This is a genomic window from Enterobacter sp. T2 (genome assembly GCF_010692925.1).
In the GTDB taxonomy this organism is placed as follows: Bacteria; Pseudomonadota; Gammaproteobacteria; order Enterobacterales; family Enterobacteriaceae; genus Enterobacter; species Enterobacter kobei.
Map to the genome: position 1 here is coordinate 4104025 of NZ_CP048736.1, position 20462 is coordinate 4124486.

The 20462-nt window shown below is 50.3% G+C and carries 15 protein-coding genes and 1 tRNA gene; 8 read left to right on the forward strand and 8 right to left on the reverse strand.

Annotation, left to right across the window (positions count from 1 at the left end; genetic code table 11):
* Window positions 1-3 precede the first annotated feature (3 nt).
* Complete coding sequence (gene ureG, locus G0034_RS19650) at window positions 4-621, forward strand: urease accessory protein UreG (RefSeq protein WP_014885282.1); 618 nt, start codon at window positions 4-6, stop codon at window positions 619-621.
* 86 nt (window positions 622-707) lie between these two features.
* Here ureG and tsaD read toward each other — a convergent pair whose 3' ends face one another.
* Entirely contained in the window at window positions 708-1721 is a 1014-nt protein-coding gene (tsaD, locus tag G0034_RS19655; protein WP_014885283.1) for a tRNA (adenosine(37)-N6)-threonylcarbamoyltransferase complex transferase subunit TsaD, read from the reverse strand.
* 236 nt (window positions 1722-1957) lie between these two features.
* Between tsaD and rpsU the strand changes: the two genes are divergently transcribed.
* From rpsU to rpoD, 3 genes are all read left to right on the forward strand, one after another.
* Window positions 1958-2173, forward strand: coding sequence for a 30S ribosomal protein S21 (rpsU, locus tag G0034_RS19660; protein WP_001144069.1), 216 nt, complete (start codon window positions 1958-1960; stop codon window positions 2171-2173).
* A gap of 115 nt (window positions 2174-2288) precedes the next feature.
* Window positions 2289-4034, forward strand: a complete 1746-nt coding sequence (dnaG, locus tag G0034_RS19665; protein WP_014885284.1) for a DNA primase — start codon at window positions 2289-2291, stop codon at window positions 4032-4034.
* 165 nt (window positions 4035-4199) lie between these two features.
* Window positions 4200-6044 carry an RNA polymerase sigma factor RpoD gene (rpoD, locus tag G0034_RS19670; RefSeq protein ID WP_014885285.1) on the forward strand — a complete coding sequence of 615 codons (1845 nt, stop codon included), beginning with the start codon at window positions 4200-4202 and terminating at the stop codon, window positions 6042-6044.
* Window positions 6045-6575: 531 nt separating this feature from the next.
* Here rpoD and mug read toward each other — a convergent pair.
* A complete protein-coding gene (mug, locus tag G0034_RS19675; RefSeq protein ID WP_014885286.1) occupies window positions 6576-7082 on the reverse strand; it encodes a G/U mismatch-specific DNA glycosylase in 507 nt (168 codons plus the stop codon).
* A gap of 125 nt (window positions 7083-7207) precedes the next feature.
* Between mug and G0034_RS19680 the strand changes: the two genes are divergently transcribed.
* The 4 genes from G0034_RS19680 to G0034_RS19700 all read left to right on the forward strand — a co-directional run bounded on the left by G0034_RS19680 (window position 7208) and on the right by G0034_RS19700 (window position 9455).
* Window positions 7208-7283, forward strand: a tRNA-Ile gene (locus tag G0034_RS19680).
* A 128-nt stretch (window positions 7284-7411) separates the two neighbouring features.
* Complete coding sequence (locus G0034_RS19685) at window positions 7412-8152, forward strand: hypothetical protein (protein WP_023331330.1); 741 nt, start codon at window positions 7412-7414, stop codon at window positions 8150-8152.
* 73 nt (window positions 8153-8225) lie between these two features.
* On the forward strand, window positions 8226-8450 hold the full coding sequence (locus G0034_RS19690; protein ID WP_023331331.1) for a helix-turn-helix transcriptional regulator: 225 nt from the start codon (window positions 8226-8228) through the stop codon (window positions 8448-8450).
* A 357-nt stretch (window positions 8451-8807) separates the two neighbouring features.
* A complete protein-coding gene (locus tag G0034_RS19700) occupies window positions 8808-9455 on the forward strand; it encodes a YagK/YfjJ domain-containing protein (protein WP_080350639.1) in 648 nt (215 codons plus the stop codon).
* Between the two features lie 35 nt (window positions 9456-9490).
* Here G0034_RS19700 and G0034_RS19705 read toward each other — a convergent pair whose 3' ends face one another.
* From G0034_RS19705 to G0034_RS19730, 6 genes are read right to left on the reverse strand one after another with little or no spacing between them, the layout of a single operon-like run.
* Complete coding sequence (locus G0034_RS19705) at window positions 9491-10108, reverse strand: hypothetical protein (RefSeq protein WP_023331334.1); 618 nt, start codon at window positions 10106-10108, stop codon at window positions 9491-9493.
* Window positions 10109-10129: 21 nt separating this feature from the next.
* A complete protein-coding gene (locus tag G0034_RS19710) occupies window positions 10130-11488 on the reverse strand; it encodes an McrC family protein (protein ID WP_179121214.1) in 1359 nt (452 codons plus the stop codon).
* A complete protein-coding gene (locus G0034_RS19715) occupies window positions 11485-13449 on the reverse strand; it encodes a DUF8426 domain-containing protein (protein ID WP_023331336.1) in 1965 nt (654 codons plus the stop codon). The genes G0034_RS19710 and G0034_RS19715 overlap by 4 nt, the downstream gene beginning before the upstream one ends.
* A 29-nt stretch (window positions 13450-13478) precedes the next feature.
* Complete coding sequence (locus G0034_RS19720; RefSeq protein WP_023331337.1) at window positions 13479-16727, reverse strand: type I restriction endonuclease subunit R; 3249 nt, start codon at window positions 16725-16727, stop codon at window positions 13479-13481.
* Window positions 16724-18100 (reverse strand): restriction endonuclease subunit S, encoded by a 1377-nt coding sequence (locus G0034_RS19725; protein WP_179121215.1) that lies wholly within the window; start codon window positions 18098-18100, stop codon window positions 16724-16726. The genes G0034_RS19720 and G0034_RS19725 overlap by 4 nt, the downstream gene beginning before the upstream one ends.
* Window positions 18100-20460 carry a type I restriction-modification system subunit M gene (locus tag G0034_RS19730; protein WP_179121216.1) on the reverse strand — a complete coding sequence of 787 codons (2361 nt, stop codon included), beginning with the start codon at window positions 20458-20460 and terminating at the stop codon, window positions 18100-18102. Before G0034_RS19730 ends, G0034_RS19725 begins: the two co-directional genes overlap by 1 nt.
* Between the last annotated feature and the right edge of the window lie 2 nt (window positions 20461-20462).

A 20462-nucleotide genomic window follows, 5' to 3' on the forward strand; every position in this document is an offset into this window, starting at 1 on the left:
AACATGGCTGATTACAAACATCCCCTGCGCGTCGGCGTCGGCGGCCCGGTAGGGTCGGGTAAAACCGCCCTGCTGGAAGCGCTCTGCAAGGCAATGCGCGATACATATCATCTTGCGGTAGTCACTAACGATATCTACACCAAAGAGGATCAGCGCATCCTGACCGAGGCGGGCGCACTGGAGCCGGAGCGCATTGTTGGCGTGGAGACCGGCGGCTGCCCGCATACCGCCATCCGCGAAGATGCCTCGATGAACCTGGCGGCGGTGGAAGCGTTAAGCGAGAAATTCGGCAATCTGGACCTGATCTTCGTCGAAAGCGGCGGGGATAACCTGAGCGCGACGTTCAGCCCGGAACTGGCGGATCTCACTATCTACGTGATCGACGTGGCCGAAGGGGAAAAAATCCCGCGTAAGGGCGGGCCGGGGATCACCAAATCTGACTTTCTGGTGATCAACAAAACCGATCTCGCGCCCTACGTGGGTGCGTCGCTCGACGTGATGGCGCGCGATACCAACCGCATGCGTGGCGAGCGTCCGTGGACGTTTACCAATCTGAAAGCGGGTGACGGTCTGGCGACGATTATTGCGTTTCTGGAAGAAAAAGGGATGTTGCGGGTGTAATGCGGTTTATCGCCGGGTGGCGGCTTCGCCTGACCCGGCCTACGGTTTTGTAGGCCCGGTAAGCGCAGCGCCACCGGGCAAAAAACTCACGCCTCAGGCAGTTCCGCCAGCGGCCAGCGCGGACGCACGGACACGCTCAGGTCAGACGTTGCCCCCGCGTTCAGACGCACCATCCCGGCGTAAGCGATCATCGCGCCGTTATCGGTACAGAACTCTGGACGGGCATAAAACACTTCCCCGCGACGCTTTTGCATCATCTCCGCCAGCTTCGCGCGCAGCGTGCGGTTGGCGCTGACGCCGCCCGCCATCACCAGACGCTTAAAGCCGGTCTGATCCAGCGCGCGCTTGCACTTGATCATCAGCGTATCGACCACCGCATCTTCGAACGCGCGGGCGATATCGGCACGGGTCTGTTCGCTGTCGTCGTTATTACGGATCGTATTCGCCGCGAAAGTTTTCAGCCCGGAGAAGCTGAAGTCCAGCCCTGGACGGTCGGTCATCGGACGCGGGAAGACAAAACGCCCTTCCGTTCCCTGCGACGCCATTTTCGAGAGCATCGGGCCGCCAGGATAATCCAGCCCCAGCAGCTTGGCGGTTTTGTCGAACGCTTCACCGGCGGCGTCGTCGATCGACTCGCCCAACAGCGCGTATTTGCCAATGCCCGTTACGCTAATCAGCTGCGTATGACCGCCGGAAACCAGCAGCGCAACAAAGGGGAACTCAGGCGGATTCTCTTCCAGCATCGGCGCCAGAAGGTGACCTTCCATATGGTGAACCGGAATGGCCGGCACGTCCCACGCGAACGCCAGCGAACGGCCTACCGTCGCGCCAACCAGCAGCGCGCCCACCAGACCCGGACCCGCGGTATAGGCCACGGCATCAATATCAGTTGAACGTAACCCGGCCTCTTTCAGCGCCGCCTGAATCAGGGGAACCGTTTTACGCACGTGGTCACGAGAGGCCAGTTCCGGCACGACGCCGCCGTAGTCAGCGTGCAATTTCACCTGACTATACAGTTGGTTGGCCAGAAGGCCTTTTTCGTCGTCGTAAATGGCGATGCCGGTTTCATCGCAGGATGTTTCAATACCCAGTACACGCATGACTTGTTTTACCTCGTTTCACTACCGCGCAGTGTAGAGCCTGGGCGGGGTGATGTAAAACTTTGTTCGCCCCAGGAAGAAGGCTCGTGTATACTCCTCACCCTTATTAAAGTCCCTTTCAAAATCGCATCGGTGCTTTACAAAGCAGCAGCATTTGCAGTAAAATTCCGCACCATTTTGAAATAAGCTGGCGTTGATGCCAGCGGCAAACCGAATTTATTAAAGGTGAGAGTTACATGCCGGTAATTAAAGTACGTGAAAACGAGCCGTTCGACGTAGCACTGCGTCGCTTCAAACGTTCATGCGAGAAAGCAGGTGTTCTGGCTGAAGTTCGTCGTCGTGAGTTTTATGAAAAACCAACGACCGAACGTAAGCGCGCTAAAGCTTCCGCTGTGAAACGTCACGCGAAGAAACTGGCTCGCGAAAACGCACGCCGTACTCGTCTGTACTAATCGCTTGAGGGCCTCAGCCCTCAATTGACAGACAGAGTAGTAGTCGTAAGGCCGTGCTTCCGGAAGGAATGCGCGGCTTGTTTTCGTTTATAAGTCGCTTAAATTTTTGGGGCATATGGCCGGAAGAATCCCACGCGTTTTCATCAACGATCTGCTTGCCAGAACCGACATCGTCGATCTCATCGACGCGCGGGTAAAGCTGAAAAAGCAGGGCAAGAACTACCATGCGTGCTGTCCGTTCCATAACGAAAAAACCCCCTCTTTCACCGTTAACGGTGAAAAGCAGTTCTACCATTGCTTTGGCTGTGGCGCACACGGTAATGCCGTCGATTTTTTGATGAACTACGACAAGCTCGAGTTCGTTGAAACCGTCGAAGAGCTGGCGGCGATGCATAACCTTGAAGTGCCGTATGAAGCAGGCAGTGGGCCAAGTCAGATCGAGCGCCATCAACGGCAAACGCTGTATCAACTGATGGATGGCCTGAATTCGTTTTACCAACAGTCTCTTAAGCACTCTGCGGCTGAGCCTGCGCGTCAATACCTGACAAAGCGCGGACTGAGCGACGATGTGATTGCGCGTTTCGCTATTGGTTACGCCCCGCCCGGCTGGGACAACGTGTTAAAACGTTTTGGCGGCAATAGCGAAGATCGTAAGTCTCTCATCGACGCAGGCATGCTGGTCACCAACGACCAGGGACGAAGCTACGACCGCTTCCGTGAACGGGTGATGTTCCCGATCCGCGATAAGCGTGGCCGGGTGATTGGTTTTGGTGGTCGCGTGCTGGGTGATGCCCTGCCGAAATACCTCAACTCCCCGGAAACCGATATTTTCCATAAGGGCCGCCAGCTTTACGGTCTTTATGAGGCGCAGCAGGATAACGCGGAACCTCCGCGTCTTCTGGTCGTCGAAGGCTATATGGACGTTGTCGCGCTGGCGCAGTACGACATTAACTACGCGGTGGCGTCATTAGGAACGTCCACGACGGCAGACCATATCCAGCTGCTGTTTCGCGTCACCAACAACGTGATTTGCTGTTACGACGGTGACCGCGCAGGACGCGATGCCGCCTGGCGTGCGCTGGAAACGGCGCTACCGTATATGACCGACGGGCGTCAGCTACGCTTTATGTTCCTGCCGGATGGCGAAGATCCGGATACGCTGGTGCGTAAAGAGGGCAAGGCGGCGTTTGAAGCGCGGATGGATCAGGCTCAGCCGCTCTCCACGTTTCTGTTTAACAGCCTGATGCCGCAGGTGGATTTAAGTACCCCTGACGGGCGCGCGCAGCTCAGTACGCTGGCGCTGCCGTTAATCAGCCAGGTGCCCGGCGAAACGCTGCGTATCTATCTGCGTCAGGAGTTAGGCAACAAGCTCGGCATTCTGGATGACAGCCAGCTTGAACGTTTAATGCCTAAACAGGCTGAAAACGGCACGGTTCGCCCCGCGCCTCAGCTAAAACGCACAACCATGCGTATACTGATAGGGTTACTGGTACAAAACCCCGAACTTGCTCCGCAAGTGCCATCGCTGGCGGGTTTGAACCACGAAAAATTGCCCGGACTTGGCTTATTTTCAGAACTGGTCAACACGTGTTTGTCTCAGCCAGGTCTGACCACCGGACAACTTTTAGAACATTATCGCGGCACAAAAGAGGCCGCTACCCTTGAAAAATTGTCGATGTGGGACGATATAGCAGATAAGGACATTGCAGAAAAAACGTTCACCGACTCGCTCAACCATATGTTTGATTCGATGCTTGAGTTGCGCCAGGAAGAGTTGATAGCTCGCGAGCGCACGCACGGCTTAAGCAGCGAAGAACGCCGGGAACTCTGGATGATTAACCAGGAACTGGCGAAGAAATAAGTGAAAGACAAAAGTATTTAACGGCTTAAGTGCCGAATATCGATCGGGGAGCCCCCGGCAGCCGCACTGAGAGGCAGCGGCAAAAATATAAGTACGCCCTCGCTTTAAAGGTTGGCAGCCCCATCGCCGACACCAATCAAACGAATTAAGTGTGGATACCGTCTTATGGAGCAAAACCCGCAGTCACAGCTGAAACTTCTTGTCCAACGCGGTAAGGAGCAAGGCTATCTGACCTATGCCGAGGTCAATGACCATCTGCCGGAAGATATCGTCGATTCAGATCAGATCGAAGACATCATCCAAATGATCAATGACATGGGCATTCAGGTGATGGAAGAAGCACCGGATGCCGATGATCTGTTGCTGGCTGAAACCTCCAACAATACCGACGAAGATGCGGAAGAAGCTGCCGCACAGGTACTGTCCAGCGTTGAATCTGAAATCGGGCGTACCACTGACCCGGTCCGCATGTACATGCGTGAAATGGGTACCGTTGAACTGTTGACCCGCGAAGGCGAAATTGACATCGCAAAACGCATCGAAGACGGGATCAACCAGGTTCAGTGTTCTGTTGCCGAATACCCTGAAGCGATCACCTATCTGCTGGAGCAGTACGATCGCGTTGAAGCGGAAGAAGCGCGCCTGTCTGACCTGATCACCGGTTTTGTTGACCCGAATGCGGAAGAAGATCTGGCGCCTACCGCGACTCACGTTGGTTCCGAACTGTCTCAGGAAGAGATGGATGACGACGAAGACGAAGATGAGGAAGAAGACGACGACAGCGCGGACGATGACAACAGCATCGACCCGGAACTGGCGCGTGAGAAGTTTGCCGAGCTGCGTACCCAGTACGAAGTCACGCGTGACACCATCAAAGCGAAAGGCCGCAGCCATGCCGCCGCGCAGGAAGAGATCCTAAAACTGTCTGAAGTATTCAAACAGTTCCGCCTGGTGCCAAAACAGTTCGACTACCTGGTAAACAGCATGCGCGTGATGATGGATCGCGTACGCACCCAGGAACGCATCATCATGAAGCTGTGCGTTGAGCAGTGCAAAATGCCGAAGAAGAACTTCATCACCCTCTTCACCGGCAACGAAACCAGCGAAACCTGGTTCAACGCCGCTATCGCGATGAACAAGCCATGGTCTGAAAAACTGCACGACGTGAAGGACGATGTCTATCGTGGTCTGCAGAAGCTGCATCAGATTGAAGAAGAGACCGGCCTGACCATCGAGCAGGTCAAGGACATCAACCGTCGTATGTCTATCGGTGAAGCGAAAGCCCGCCGTGCGAAGAAAGAGATGGTTGAGGCGAACTTGCGTCTGGTTATCTCTATCGCCAAGAAATACACCAACCGTGGCCTGCAGTTCCTGGATCTGATCCAGGAAGGCAACATCGGTCTGATGAAAGCGGTAGATAAGTTCGAATACCGTCGTGGTTACAAGTTCTCCACCTACGCTACCTGGTGGATCCGTCAGGCTATCACCCGCTCTATCGCGGATCAGGCGCGCACCATCCGTATTCCGGTGCATATGATTGAGACCATCAACAAACTCAATCGTATCTCCCGCCAGATGCTGCAGGAGATGGGCCGTGAGCCAACGCCGGAAGAGCTGGCTGAGCGCATGCTGATGCCGGAAGACAAGATCCGTAAAGTGCTGAAGATCGCCAAAGAGCCAATCTCCATGGAAACACCAATTGGTGATGATGAAGATTCGCATCTGGGTGATTTCATCGAGGACACCACCCTCGAGCTGCCGCTGGACTCTGCCACCACCGAGAGCCTGCGCGCAGCGACGCACGACGTTCTGGCCGGCCTGACCGCCCGTGAAGCAAAAGTGCTGCGTATGCGTTTCGGTATTGATATGAACACCGACCACACGCTGGAAGAAGTGGGTAAACAGTTCGACGTGACCCGCGAACGTATCCGTCAGATCGAAGCGAAGGCGCTGCGTAAGCTGCGTCATCCAAGCCGCTCTGAAGTGCTGCGTAGCTTCCTGGACGACTAACTTGTCCTGACAGTGAAAAAGCTCCCAATCGGGAGCTTTTTTTTGTTTATTACTTTTTCCTGTGGGCTGTGGGATCCCAGTAATTTATAAGCAGAAGCAATAACGTTGTTTCAGAGCGAATGCAGGCTTTCAGCGATGCTCTGATCCGGCTGTAAATCGCTGAGGCGTTTTCTGCAGGCCGGGGCGAGGCGCATGGATGCGCCGAGAGGGCGGGCTTTACAGGGACGTTACCTCCGCCCGTCCCCGATAAGCCGGAAGGAATAAGCCGAGGGCACCGCGAAGCGGCGATTTACCGCCGGGAGCCCGGGTCGCCAGGGTGGTGGCGACTGAGCCACCCTGGCACGTTCACAGGTCATGTCGTGACAGAGTAGCAAGGAACATAAAGTGAACGGAATGATCACCACAGCCGTATATTCCCCTCACCCTAACCCTCTCCCTCTCCCCGGAGGGGCGAGGGAACTGTTCCGTGCTGCTATAACGTTGTGGGGATCCCTTAGTCATGTGAGGTGAGGGCGTCAGGCCGCAGAACCCCTAAAGCCCTCGCACCATTAGCGCCTCATCCAGCTCCCGATACGCCTCCACCAGCTTATCCAGCGTTGCCCTGTTGAGCCCGCTCGGGTTGGGCAGCACCCACACCTGCGTCACGCCGATGGTGATGCTCTGCTTACCCCATTTAGCGCCGCGCTGACTAAACGCCTGCTCGTAGGCCTGCTTGCCGAGGATCGCCAGCGCTGCGGGCTGATAGTCCTCTATCTTTTTGACCAACTCCCGTCCGCCGCTGCGGAGCTCATGCAGATTGACCTCGCTCGCCTGCACCGTCGGGCGCTCGACAAGCATAGTAATGCCGCAGCGCGTATCCAGCAGGTGCTGTTCCTCTTCGGGCCTGAGTAATCTGTCGGTAAACCCGGCCTGGTGGATCACTTTCCAGAAGCGATTGCCCGGATGGGCGAAGTGAAAGCCGGTGTGCGCCGAGGACTTACCCGGGTTGATTCCGCAGAACACCACCCGCAGGCCAGGGGCCAGAATATCGTTGATCATTTTTACTCCCGATCAATCCATCGTAAGGGAAGTATAAAGGATTGATTATGCATTGTTTATAAAAACAGCAGGCAGGTGTGAATGGCTGGATTGCTGTAGAGAGTTACTTTATAATTCACCGCCACGGCCCCTTAGCTCAGTGGTTAGAGCAGGCGACTCATAATCGCTTGGTCGCTGGTTCAAGTCCAGCAGGGGCCACCAAATATATCAAGGACTTAGATGAGAAATTATCTAAGTCCTTTTTCTTTGCGTCAAATTTGGGTCAGGTAATGGGTCAGGTAACGTTTTGGCTTCGAACCTGAAATGCCAACTTCCAGACTAAGGTTTACATGAACACTTTTGCTTCGGACATCCATGCTCTGCTGCAACGCCTCGTCAGCGAAGAAACCCCAAACCTGAGTAAGTACGATAAGGATTTGCTATCACACCTTGAGGTGGCGCTATATAACTTACTGGTGGCTGAAAATGGATTGGAGTCAGTTTACAAGGTTCGTTTCGAGGATAGCGGCCATCTGTTAAAGCAACAAATTGCAGGTATGGGTCCGGGCTCAGTTACTGATTTAAAGGCCGATTTTCAGGTACTGGCTCCCCGATTTATTTTAAACCATTTGAACATCTTACGACTCGATAATGTAAAGCGTTACCTTTCTGACCGATTCAACAAAATCACGCTTGTAGAGTCAGGCCATGTTGTAAACAGCATGAGAAAAGATGAAAACCAGCGAGAAACTAAAAAACGGAAAAATGGTGGTCAAAAGAGCCATGAACGCATGGAGACAGTCAAGAATCATATTCATAATCTTGCAATGGCCTTTTTGGAAGTTCACTCTCCCAGACCTTCAGATGCTTCATTTACGTTGAAAGAAGTAAATGCTGCCATACATGAAGATGTCATCAATTTCTTCAAAGAAAATCCTGAGCTACCCCAGAGCAAAAAAATCCTCTTAAATCCCGATAACTCGCCTAAGGATGGACCTGACGCCACGCGTGCTATCGAAGACAAACTACGTTTGCTCAGAAAAGAAGGTCGGCTTAGACCATTTTTTGAGCCATCAACACCGAACCAGTAAGTGGTTCGGTATACGTCCCCAGTCGTACGAACCAGAATGCCTCCTACCCATTAAAACCAAAGAGGCATTATCAATGTTTGAAGTTTCACCAGAACAACGCCTTAGCATTCTAAAAACCTATGGACTGACTGTCGACAGATTGGTACGTGAAGATGAGCGCAAATCGATTACCAGCATCTCTCGTTCTCGTGCATGGGAGCTAGAAAATCAGGGCAAATTTCCCCCGCGCAAAAAACTGGGTTCTCACAGTTGCGCATGGCTGCTTTCTGATTTGTTAGTCTGGAGCCATCAGCGTTAGGGAGTCCGATATGGATATTTTCTCTCACAATAATATGGCACCGGTTTCTTTCCGACGTTACCTCAACAAAGTTGAAGTGTGCCTTTTTCTTCGCATCAGCTTACCGACGCTTAACCGCTGGATACGTAATGGCGATTTCCCCCCACCCCATAAATTTGGTCAGTGCATTGTGGGCTGGCCGCCAGAAATAGTTAAACGCTAAAGGATATAACGAAAATCAGCAGGCTCCCGGAGCCTGCGGGTTTTATTTATCATAAGCATGAACCTGAATGGCGTAATTTTTACAGACAATAAACCATCAGAGCTACAGGCCTCATGGCCATATTGCCAAAACTAACTCAGGATTATTTATAATATATGTCCACCAGCACACCCATGAATCCGTTTCAGATATCAAGAAAAAAGCTTGGTGTCTTTATCTATCAAGGTTATGCCTTACCCGTGTATGAATGTTCTCAGCGTGCGGTATATCCTGAACCTAAAATCATGCGTGCGATGATGAACTGCCTTACTGAGATATTCAGCCAATCGACTAAAGTGCTGGTGCTACGTTTCGACTTGCATGTCAAAGAACACAGCGAGTCTAATCAGGTCATCAGCCAATTCAGTCAGACACTGGCAAGCACACTGAAGAAACAATATTCTGGTACCTGGTTTCATCTGATGTGGGTTCGTGAGCATGGTCGTAGCCCGAAACAGCATTATCACTGTGTGTTAATGGCTAACGGTCACAAGATACAGCATCCGGCGAAACTCATCCCAATGATAGAGGAGCGCTGGCAGACCTCTTCCGGGGGCACTTTCAGCCTGCCATCTAACAGTTATTATTTCTGGAAACGTGGCGATAGCCATTTACTCGGCCTGATTATTTATCGGCTCAGTTATTTGGCGAAAAACATCACTAAAAAACGTTTCAATACCAAAACCAGACGTTACGGCAATCGTTGTATCTCTGCCAGCAGACAAATTCCCACACAAACGCTGAGTGTACTGTTAGGCTCATAGAGATTAGCCAATATAAAACGTTAAAGTGGAATTAATTAACGCACCTTATCCTTTAAACAAGAATGTTTTTTCACGATGCCAAGCTTCGTTATTTTGATGGCCACTTGCTCAAGTTCACCGAGGTTTACTGAGCAAATTTTAAAGTAATCATTGCCAGTGAATGGCTCAGAATGAGAATAGCTGCGCTCATTATTCACCGAAGAGCAACTAGCTGAATGCAGGCAAGTTGAATTTGTAGGATCCAGTCCAAGGCTTTCCTCACTCCTTTTTAGCAAATTTAAAACATAGCCTTCAGGGTTTGAATTCAGCCAGTCTTTATATTGCGCTTCGCTGTTATAAAGCTCCTCGCTGTGAAATCGTACAATGGAAGCATGTTGCCCAGTAATATATTTCATCGCAGCTAGCAAATAGGAGGCTTTGAAAGTCACATCCTGGTAGTCTTTCGCTAACAAACTTTCACTTTCTTCAAACCGCTCAACAAACGCCGCAACTTCTTTAGGATCGATACGGCTGATATTATCTTTTCCATTTCGAACAAACAGCTTTGTTTCTTCAGCGTAGAGAGTAAAAGGTACATTCCTTGACCCAGTGAACAGCTCAACAGGTTGGGAAAATGACTCCAACAGTAAATGGTAGAAATCCTTATAGGCCATTATTACTCCTCCCTCATCTCTCTAACCCACAAGTAATTCGTGGCTATTTTGTTGTTCGTCATAAACTGGTGAAGGATCATCACCGGGGAAGCAACGGAACGAATCCTGCCACTCGCCTTTTACCAACTCACCAGATTCAAGGTCAAAGGGCACACACCATAGAGATAAATCTTCGTCGAAACGGAACACCGGCAATGGTGTAGCAAAGTACTGATGGCGGGGATAAATCAGCATCATATTGCCTTGCCCATGAAGGTACTTTTGCCCATAGGCGAACATCTGATACAGGTCAACCTGGCTCATTTCATACTTCTTCAGACTGTCACCGGCTCTGTTATCTAATAGCTTCCATTTGGCATCCAGAACTACCGTCTGCTCACCGTTGATAAGAAAGTCCGGTTTAAGCATAAACCATCGTTGATATGACTCTTCACCAACAGGGACATGCTCTAACATGTACTGGCTCTTAGTCTGTTCTATAAGTTTGAAATCATGATGCAACGCTCCAGCCAGGCCGTATCCTACCCAGCCTTCATATAACCTCTCCATCGGGAACAACAGGGAAATTCCCTGATGGGGTCCATGTTGAAAATCTGGATTCATTTGCTCAAGAATGAGCTGGCACCACGGTTTTATGGCACGATAGTCGAGGAGATACTTGCCGTCACTCCATTGCCTCAAGGATTGTGTCGTATTGCCACAAATAGGCTCTATTCCATCCAGTTGGTGGCTAAGTGAATTTGCTAGCCTCCAGCTCTGCCCTTGTCTGGTCATTTTAAGCGCCCAATCCAAAGCCGTCCGTAACAGGCGGTTTTCGATGCGCTGAGGGGAGAACTCCGCATAGCGCACATGAAAATGAGTGCCTCTGCCCGGAGGCATTCTCATTTGTGCAGTGACATTCAATTGACCGCGGATGAACGCGCTATGTTCGTCCTCGATGAGGTGATAATCGAAACGCAGTCCTTTGCGTACTAAATCAGCAAGATGCCGCAAAAACTCACTGATTATCCATTCATGTAGAGGCTGCTCACTACGTTGCAATGCCGCCTGGTTCGCCTCGCGGGGCGTAATACCTAAAGAGGCGCTTAGCATTCGGCGTAAAAGCTGACGTAGAGGGTCTACCTCCGTTGGCGCTTCAAATGTGGTTTTTGGCAGAATTTCAATTGACTCGCCATTCGGGGATTGTAGATAACCGACATAGCTTCCCAAACGCAAAAACCGCTTCCCTTCTCGGCTGAGAATTTGAGAGGTCCCACTCCACGTTTGTTGCAATTGCTCAAGCCAGGATAAGGTTGCCTCAGAGACAATTCCCAAATCCATGCTGGCTGGTTGAGAGTTATCACAGGTAAGCAGAGCATATTCCCGGACCTGGATCATCATGCGACAATACCCTGATAAGCCTCTGCCGACGCGAAAGCATCTTGATTGATACGGAAGCGCCTGTCAGACAAACCATCCGCAATATCTTTCGGAAATAATGCAGAAAATGCTGGTAGTTGTACTGACTGCTGCAACAGAATAAAACGGTTTTCTTTCGCTTTCACCGAATCATTCAACACCCAACCAATGCGTTCATAATCATCAAAGAAATACTCTCTCAGCAATGGAATGATTTTGTCCTGGAAGATGCTGGCAAGACAGGCTTCGCGGTCGGCATTATTTTCTAATTTTTTTAGCGGCATAAAGTAAGCATGGCCAATCATATGCTCACTATCCAGCAGCGCTTCGATACGCTGATTAATACGCGTTAACAACGTTTCGACATCAACACCGAACGCAGTGACCCCAGCTAACAGCTCCGGTCGTGCAGGCATTTCGGTAAAGCTAAAGCGTCGTCTTAGCGCCAGGTCCATTTGGATAAGTGATTTATCCGCAGTATTCATCGTCCCAATGACATAAACATTTTGCGGTACTGAGAATGCTTGCTTTGAATAAGGAAGCATCAGCGACCGCTCATCATCGGCCCCTTGACGTTTGTCCGGCTCAAGAAGAGTAATAAGCTCACCAAAGATACGCGCTATATTACCGCGGTTGATTTCATCTATTATCAGTACATGTGGTAGATCCTGACTATCGACATTATCAACAGGAGCCAGCAACTGGGTTAATTTTTCACGATCAATCGTCGTATCCTGCAACTCATAAAGGGTCATCTGAGATAATGACTTGATGAAAATTTGCTCTTTAGGAAGACTTGGGGTGTATGTCCTTAGCCATTTAACTGAACGCATTTGATGGTAATACTCACGTTCATCATTGGGTAAATAACTATACTCACCTGTCATCTCAGCTATTGCACGGAACTTATGATTTCCATCAGAGACGACGACTAAGTCGCCATTCTTAATAATATTTTTAAAGGTATTCACGGCAACAGCCATATAATTACTGGTGCCTTCCAGTGACTGTTTTTCTGATGCAATCCGAGCTTTAACTGACTCATAGGTAGAGCAGTTACTAAAATCGATATCTTCTCCCCAACCTAGCAGGACATAATTGTTTGCCAGGCAGTCCTCATACACATCCTCTTCTCCGCCCATGGTATTACCCAGAGACATCTTCCAGATCCGCCGACCTTTGAGTGAGATAGATTGTGTTGCACTCCCCTGAACTTTAACCCTGGAGTTCAGGCACAGCTGTTTAAAAATACCATCCACAACTTCGTAGCGAAGCGCACCCGATTTTTCATCAGTAGTTGCGCGAATCCCTTCGATAAAATCTTCATAGGAGAAGCTCTGGTGGAAGGTGGTAAACATAATGCGCTGCTTTTCTACCAACGCCTTATAGCGTTCTTTTACCAACTCCCGTAAGTCATTGTCATGATGTTCCCGCGTGGTCTGTTGGTACCACGCATTATCGGCAATTTTGACCGCCATCTCGGTGGTACTGTAGGTTTTACCCGTGCCTGGTGGCCCAAAGAGAATCTGGTTTAAAGGGTACATTGGCAATTGTTCCTTGTTTTGGTTATCTCTTTTTAGTCCAGGTTGTCCACCCAGCAAAGCCACCAGCGCCTGTAACGCTTCAACGGATTCAACATCTACCGCAAAACCATATTGGGACGTACCATTATCTTTCGGGTAACGGCGGTAGCTGGTGCTTTTTACTTTTTCCCAAAGGCAGTGGATACCCTCGATGCGATCAATTTCCGCCTTTAGGGCATAAGTTTCTGGTGCAAGAACTAATGGGCTCTTTTTAACCACGCCGTCCCGGCTACGTTTGACGTACAGATACTTTCCATTCCCGAGTACGTGCTCGGATGCATAGCTTGGCTCGAATTTTCCAGCCTCAAGCCGGTACCCCAATTCATTCAACGCCTGGTATATCTCGAGCGAATTCAGCATTTCTTACACCACTCCTTGATGAAAAAGCGTTAAGCCCCTTTCAACATATCAAACACCACGCGGGCAAAGCCCTTCGCCAGTTCAGGGTTAGAAAGGTATTGCACCATCATCTCCTGCTGGGCGTCGTTGCTGTCCATCACGGCATCATCAATGGCTTTCGGGAAATCCCCCAGCATCGCCTGCTCGCGCGTATTGTTCGCGATCTGGGTCATCACCGCCTGGTTTTCTGACAGCTTGTCGCGCACCGCGAAGGCATAATTAATCATGTCTTTATCAGTGAGATTATCGGTAACGAACAGCTCATTAAGACGCGCCAGGATATTCGACAGAAACTCTTCTTTTTTGTCCTTCGGCTTCGCTGTGCCGACATCATTCCCCGGTGTGATTTTGTATTCTGCCGCATCTTCCTGCAGCTTTAGGTGCTGTTCGTGAAGCTTCGACAGGCGATAATGGCTCATCTCCACGTTGCTTAAATCAATTTCATCTTCTTCAATATGCTGTTCATGCAGTAACGGACGCAAATGACGAGCAAAGAGACTCAGCTTTTCAAGATTCTTGTCGTCATAATCGACGATTTGCGACATAAACTCGTAAAAGCGGACAAAGCTGCCGAGATCTTTCTTGAAGATATCCAGCTTACTTTTTTCTTTCTCGCACTCTTTAAAGGTGTTTTCCGCATTGGTGATCAGCACAACATCACCGGTCTTCTTGGTGCGTTCAAACATCTCTTTGGCCAGCATATAGGCATCAATCGCTGAGGTGTAACGATGCTTCCAGCGCTGCACTGCAGGTTTACAGATATTGCTAATGGCCGCGTTGGATTTGTTTTTACTGAAGAACGCCTCACAGAACTGCTCCACTTCGTTCCACAGGAAAATACCGCTGGTACGCAGCTTTTCATAAAGCTCAAAGACCAACTGCGGATCGCTGACATCCATCAGCTCTGCTGTCTGGTAGTACGGCTGGAAAGCCCCCAAAATCTCATCAGGTTCGTTGTAGAAATCGAGCACAAACGTGCCGGACTGTGCCTTCCCAGGATAGGTACGGTTCAGGCGCGACAGCGTCTGTACGCACTCCACGCCCCCCAGCTTTTTATCCACATACATAGCGCAGAGCTTGGGCTGGTCAAAACCGGTCTGGAATTTGTTCGCCACCAGCATCACCTGGTAGTCATCGGTATCAAACGCTTTACGCATATCCCGGCCTTTCAGGCCTGGGTTCATATTGATCTCGGTGAACTTTTGATTGAGCAGCGCAAGGCTGTTGTGGTCATCTTCATGGAATTCCACCTCCCCGGAAAACGCCACCATTGCGCTTATCTTGTCGTACTTGTGCTCGGCGATGTATTTATCGAACGCCAGCTTATAACGCACCGCCGCCTTACGCGAACTGGTCACCACCATCGCTTTTGCCTGGCCAGCCAGTAAATGCATCACATGCTTGCGGAAGTGCTCAACAATCACCTTCACTTTCTGCGACACGTTATGATCGTGCAGCGAGACCCACTGGTTAAGTTTGATTTTGGCTTTTTTGCTGTCCACTTCCCGGTCAGGATCGTCCAGCTTTTGCAGTAGCTTATACGCCACCTTGTAGTTGGTGTAGTTCTTCAGCACATCGAGAATAAAGCCTTCTTCGATGGCCTGACGCATGGAGTAAACGTGGAACGCTTCCGGCTTATTGGTTTTTGAAGCTGGTTCCTGCGGGTTAGGACGACGGCCAAAAAGCTCCAGGGTTTTGGCTTTCGGCGTGGCGGTAAAGGCGTAATAGTTGAGATTGTTGCTGCCTTTGCGCGCGGCGACGGTGGCATCCAGAATATCTTCTGAAGACATCTCCACATCGTCATCTGTTTCTTCGGTCATCAGCACTTCTTTCAGTTGACGCGCCGTAGAGCCGCTCTGCGAGGAGTGCGCTTCATCGGCAATCACCGCGTATTTACGCTGCTTGAGGCTGACGCTGTTTTCAATGGCCTTCAGCACAAACGGGAAGGTCTGAATGGTGACGATAATGATTGGCTGCGAGTTTTCCAGCGCGCTGGCCAGCTTCTCTGATTTAGAGCCATCACCTTCTTTGTTATTGATACGCCCGACTACGCCATCCTGATGCTCAAACTGATAGATAGTGTCCTGCAGCTGATCGTCCAGCACGGTGCGGTCCGTCACCACAATCACCGAGTGGAACTGCTTCTCACCATTCTCATCGTACAGGCGGGAAAGCTGATGAGCCGTCCAGGCGATAGAGTTCGATTTACCCGAACCCGCACTGTGCTGAATCAGGTATTTATTGCCGGTGCCTTCCACCGTGGCGGCGGTGATCAGTTTATTCACCACATCCCACTGGTGATAGCGCGGGAAAATCAGGCTCTCGCTTTTGTACTTTAGTCCAATGGCGTTTTCTTTTTCGACGATTTGCAGATGCACAAAACTGGCAACAATTTTCAGCAGATTGTCCGGCAGCAGCACCTCGTTCCACAGGTAGCTGGTGGCGTAGTCGTTGGCATCTTCCGGGATATCGTTTCCTGCACCGCCGTCATGGGTGCCTTTGTTAAACGGCAGGAAGAAGGTTTTATCGCCATCGAGTTTGGTCGCCATAAACACTTCGTACTGGCTGACGGCAAAGTGCACCAGCGCGCCGCGTTTAAAGGTCAGCAGCGGCTCAGGCTTATTGGTGCCAGGGTCCTTCGGTAAACGCGTTTTCTTATATTGAGTAATGGCGTTTTGCACCGTCTGCTTAAATTCAGACTTCAGTTCGAGGGTCGCTATCGGCAGGCCATTGACGAACAGCACAAGGTCGATACGCCACTTCTTCGCTTTTATACCCGTTTCTTCGAATGCGGCGTTCGACGCATGCGGGCTGTAAACCAGCTCCGGCACAATGCGGCAGATATTCTGTTTGTAGCGCGTCAGGGTTTCCGGATTGAGGTTATGTTCCGGTTTAAACTGGCACAGGGAAAAACGCGCGTTATGGCTTTTGATACCATGACGCAGCACGCCGAGCGTACCGTAGGTGCGAGACAAAACATCGGTGGCATTGATATCTGCTTTTTTCAGCTGCGCCACCATCGCATCGAGGAAATGACGCTCGGTATCGGTAGGATAAATTTTGGCAAACTTCTCCCACTCCTGCGGCTGCGTGGTCTGCACAAAGGTCAGCGCATCCTGCGAGTACAGCGCACGTTCACGATCATAGCCGTCGGTTTTTCCACTAACCCAACCTTTTTCCTCCATCTGAGTAATTATCTCATTTTGGAAAATCAGCTCTTTGGTGCTATCCATGCTCATGCGGTGGCCTCCTGTGACTCCTCAGTGCCCTGCGTGTCAGGGGCAACCCAATCGCGGACGTCGATTCTTCCGGTGACGGCGGCGGAGATAAGGGCAGCGCGGCGTTCCTGGAGAATGGTTATTGCGGTCATAGCATTGTCGGTAACCACATCATATTTTTTTGTAATACTATTTAAAGCATCAACAATTTCCTGCTGTTCGTTTTTTGGTGGCAAAGCCAACCATATCTTTATCAGACGAGTGAGCCCAAGATCATTATTTGTTGCACCTTGGGTATAAAGTTGAGATTGGGCGTAGCAAGATGTGCCATTTAAAGAATATGCTATGAAATCTGGGACGGCTTTTTCTTTTAATATTTTTAATACAGCTACGTGAACCCATACTTGAAATTTATCTTCAATATCAACAGTTCTAGCTATTCCCGTCGTGCCACCTTTTGTGTATAAAACATCACCTATTTCAGGGATCACTCTTTTGGAAAACTCATTGTAATCCTTTTCAGTTATATATTTAGCATCATCTAATGACCACCCATTAACTTTGATATTTCTTGCAGAAATAAACAAAACTCCTGAATCAACATAGTTAGGAGAGAAATGAGGCCCATCTGATACTTGATAACAAACCTTTCCTAATTGTATTGGAACCCAATGCTCCGGCACTTCCCCCAACCACTCCACGCCAGAATCTTTCATCGGCGCATCAGAGTTTAGCCCTTTGGTGACGGCATGGCTAATTACTGCCTGACGTTTTTCTTTTAGCAGTTCAATCAGTTGCTGTTGCTTCTCGATCATGTTGTCGATTTTTGTGGTTTCGTGATCGAGGAAATCTACTATTATTGATTGCTCTTTTTTACTTGGAAGCCCAAATTTAAAATTATTTAGAACTTCTGAAGGTACCCTCTTCAATCCACCAGCACCGGTCATAGCACCTTCAGCTATGGACATGAAGTTATCTTCCTGAAGACGATAAAATAAAAAATTATTGTTTATAATATCATTGCAACGTAAAACATAAATTTCAGAAGAACCAAATCCTATGCCATTATTCAAATCATGCGCAACGACCATGTTTTTATTTTCGAAGCATGGTGTGACTTTTGCAATTAGGATGTCTTCATTTTCAAAATATGTATATCCATTATATACATCGGTAACATCTTTTATTTCATCTAAACATAAGGAATTGAATTTGAGCTTTTCCATCGGAATGAAGCTACACATCCCTTTCATTTTTTCTACGCTAATGCTTGATTTAGAAGGATTTAATTGAGCAACATGTTTTATTGCTAGCGTTGTCCAATGAGCTGGAAGTTCGCCCAACCACTCAACCCCAGAATCCTTATACTCCGGATACGCCTTATACTTAGCCATCAGGAATGTACCTCCTGCAGCAGCTTCATAATCTCGGCGCTGACCGCATCCAGGTCGGCATCAATTTCTTCCAGCGGGCGCGGTGGCTGATAGACGTAGAAATGGCGGTTAAACGGAATCTCGTAACCGACAATCCCTACCTCGCCATCTTTCGCATCGCGCTTATCGGCGTTGATCCACGCGTCATTCACGTGCGGCAACACTTCGGCTTTGAAGTAGTTTTCAATCAGGTCGCTGGTGGACACTGCTGGGTTCAGCGGCACGTTCTCGTTATCGCGTAACTCACCGTCTTGTTCAAACTCAACCACTTTGCCTTTGTATTCAAACGCACCGTACAGCGGCTGAGCGGCTTCTTTCAGCACCTTCTTCACCACCGGTTCGGCATCCGGGTTTTTGGTGGTGATGGCGTCGATAAACTGCTTATTCTCTTTCGTGTCCAGCTTCACGCCAGCCGCTTTGATGGCCCCTTTCAGGGTCAGCTGGAACTGGTTAAAGTCATTGCTTACCAGCGTTTTGCCACCCGCCTGCGTACCCAGAGCCGTCTGAATCTGCTGCGCTTTTTCCATCAAGGCGCGCTGCGCCAGCCACAGTTTGCTGTCGAGCAGATCTTTAATCTGCTTCTCTTTCAGCTCGGCAAATTCAGCTTTAATGATGGCGCGCACATCGGCTTCCAGCTCGGAGAAATCACCGTAGTTATCCTCCTGCCATTGGGCTACGAACTCTTCATACAGACGTTCCATCGGCGCGTTAAACGGCTTCGGCGCAAAGCGCAGAGTCGCAATCGCCTCATCCGTCACCTGAGCAGATAAACGCAGCGGGCGTTCAATGGTCAGGCGGCGATAGCCAAAGTCGGTGCTGTTAAAGATTTTGCTGGCGAAGGTTTTCGGCGCTTCGATTTTGGCGGTGGCAGGCTGGCGACCACGGTTGGATTTTTGCTCGGCGGCTTTCTCCAGACCAAGCTCTTCCAGTGTTGTGGCATCCACCACCTCAAAATCACCGAAGGTCTGCGTGATCAGCTTGATATCGTCTTCGCCCATCAGGTTACGCTTGGAACCCAGCGATTTACGCATTTTGCCGCACAGGTTAGTGCCATCAATCAGCTGCACTTTACCCTTACGCTCAGGCGCTTTCTTGTTGGAGAGGATCCAGACGTAGGTGGCAATGCCGGTGTTGTAGAACATGTCCGTTGGCAGCGCGACAATGCCTTCCAGCAAGTCGGCTTCCAGAATGTAGCGACGGATTTCGCTCTCGCCACTGCCCGCACCACCGGTAAACAGTGGGGAACCGTTAAGGATAATCCCGATACGCCCGCCGTTGCTTACGGAGTCATCCACATTGTGGTTGTCGCGCATTTTGCTGATCAGGTGCATCAGGAACAGCAGCGAGCCGTCGGAAACACGCGGCAGGCCCGGGCCAAAGCGACCGTTAAAACCTTTCTGCGTATGTTCGTCGTTAATCTCGCCCTCAATCTTCTTCCAGTCCACACCAAACGGCGGGTTAGAGAGCATGTAGTCGAACTGGTCCAGCGGCAGTTGGTCGTTAGAGAGTGTGTTGCCCAGCTTAATACGGCTGACATCCTGACCTTTGATCAGCATGTCGCCTTTACAGATTGCGTAGGATTCCGGATTCAGCTCCTGACCAAAAGCACGCATCACCGCGTTAGGGTTCAGCTCATGCACATATTCCATGCCCGCAGAGAGGAAGCCGCCAGTTCCGGCCGTCGGGTCGTAAATGGTGCGGATGATACCGGGCTGCGTCAGGGCTTCATCATCTTCCATAAACACCAGCGAGGTTGTCAGACGCACGATATCGCGTGGGGTGAAGTGCTCACCAGCAGTCTCGTTAGAGCTTTCCGCGAAACGACGGATAAGCTCTTCAAACACCAGGCCCATTTCATAGTTGGAAATCGCTTTCGGGCTGAGATCGGTGGTGGCGAATTTCTTCACCACTTTGAACAGCAGGTTGGCGTCTTCCAGCAGGCCGACAAACTCACTGAATTTGAAGTGTTCGAAGATCTCACGCGCGTCCGGGGAGAACGCCTGTACGTAGCTTTCCAGGTTGGCTTTGATGTCGTTTTGCCCCATCTTGCCCAGATCCATCTTCGAGGTATTAAAGAAGGACAGCTCGCTGGCGCGCAGCAGAAACTTCTCTTTGGCATCTTCAGGCAGTGGGCTGGTTTTTAATTCATCATATTTCGCCACCACCGCATCTTTGGTCTCCGCTAACACACACTCAAGACGGCGCAGCAGCGTAAAGGGCAGGATCACGCGCCCGTACTGAGACTGTTTGAAATCACCGCGCAGCAGATCGGCCACCGACCAGATAAACGCAGCCGTTTGAGAAAAGTTCGTGTTAGTCATGA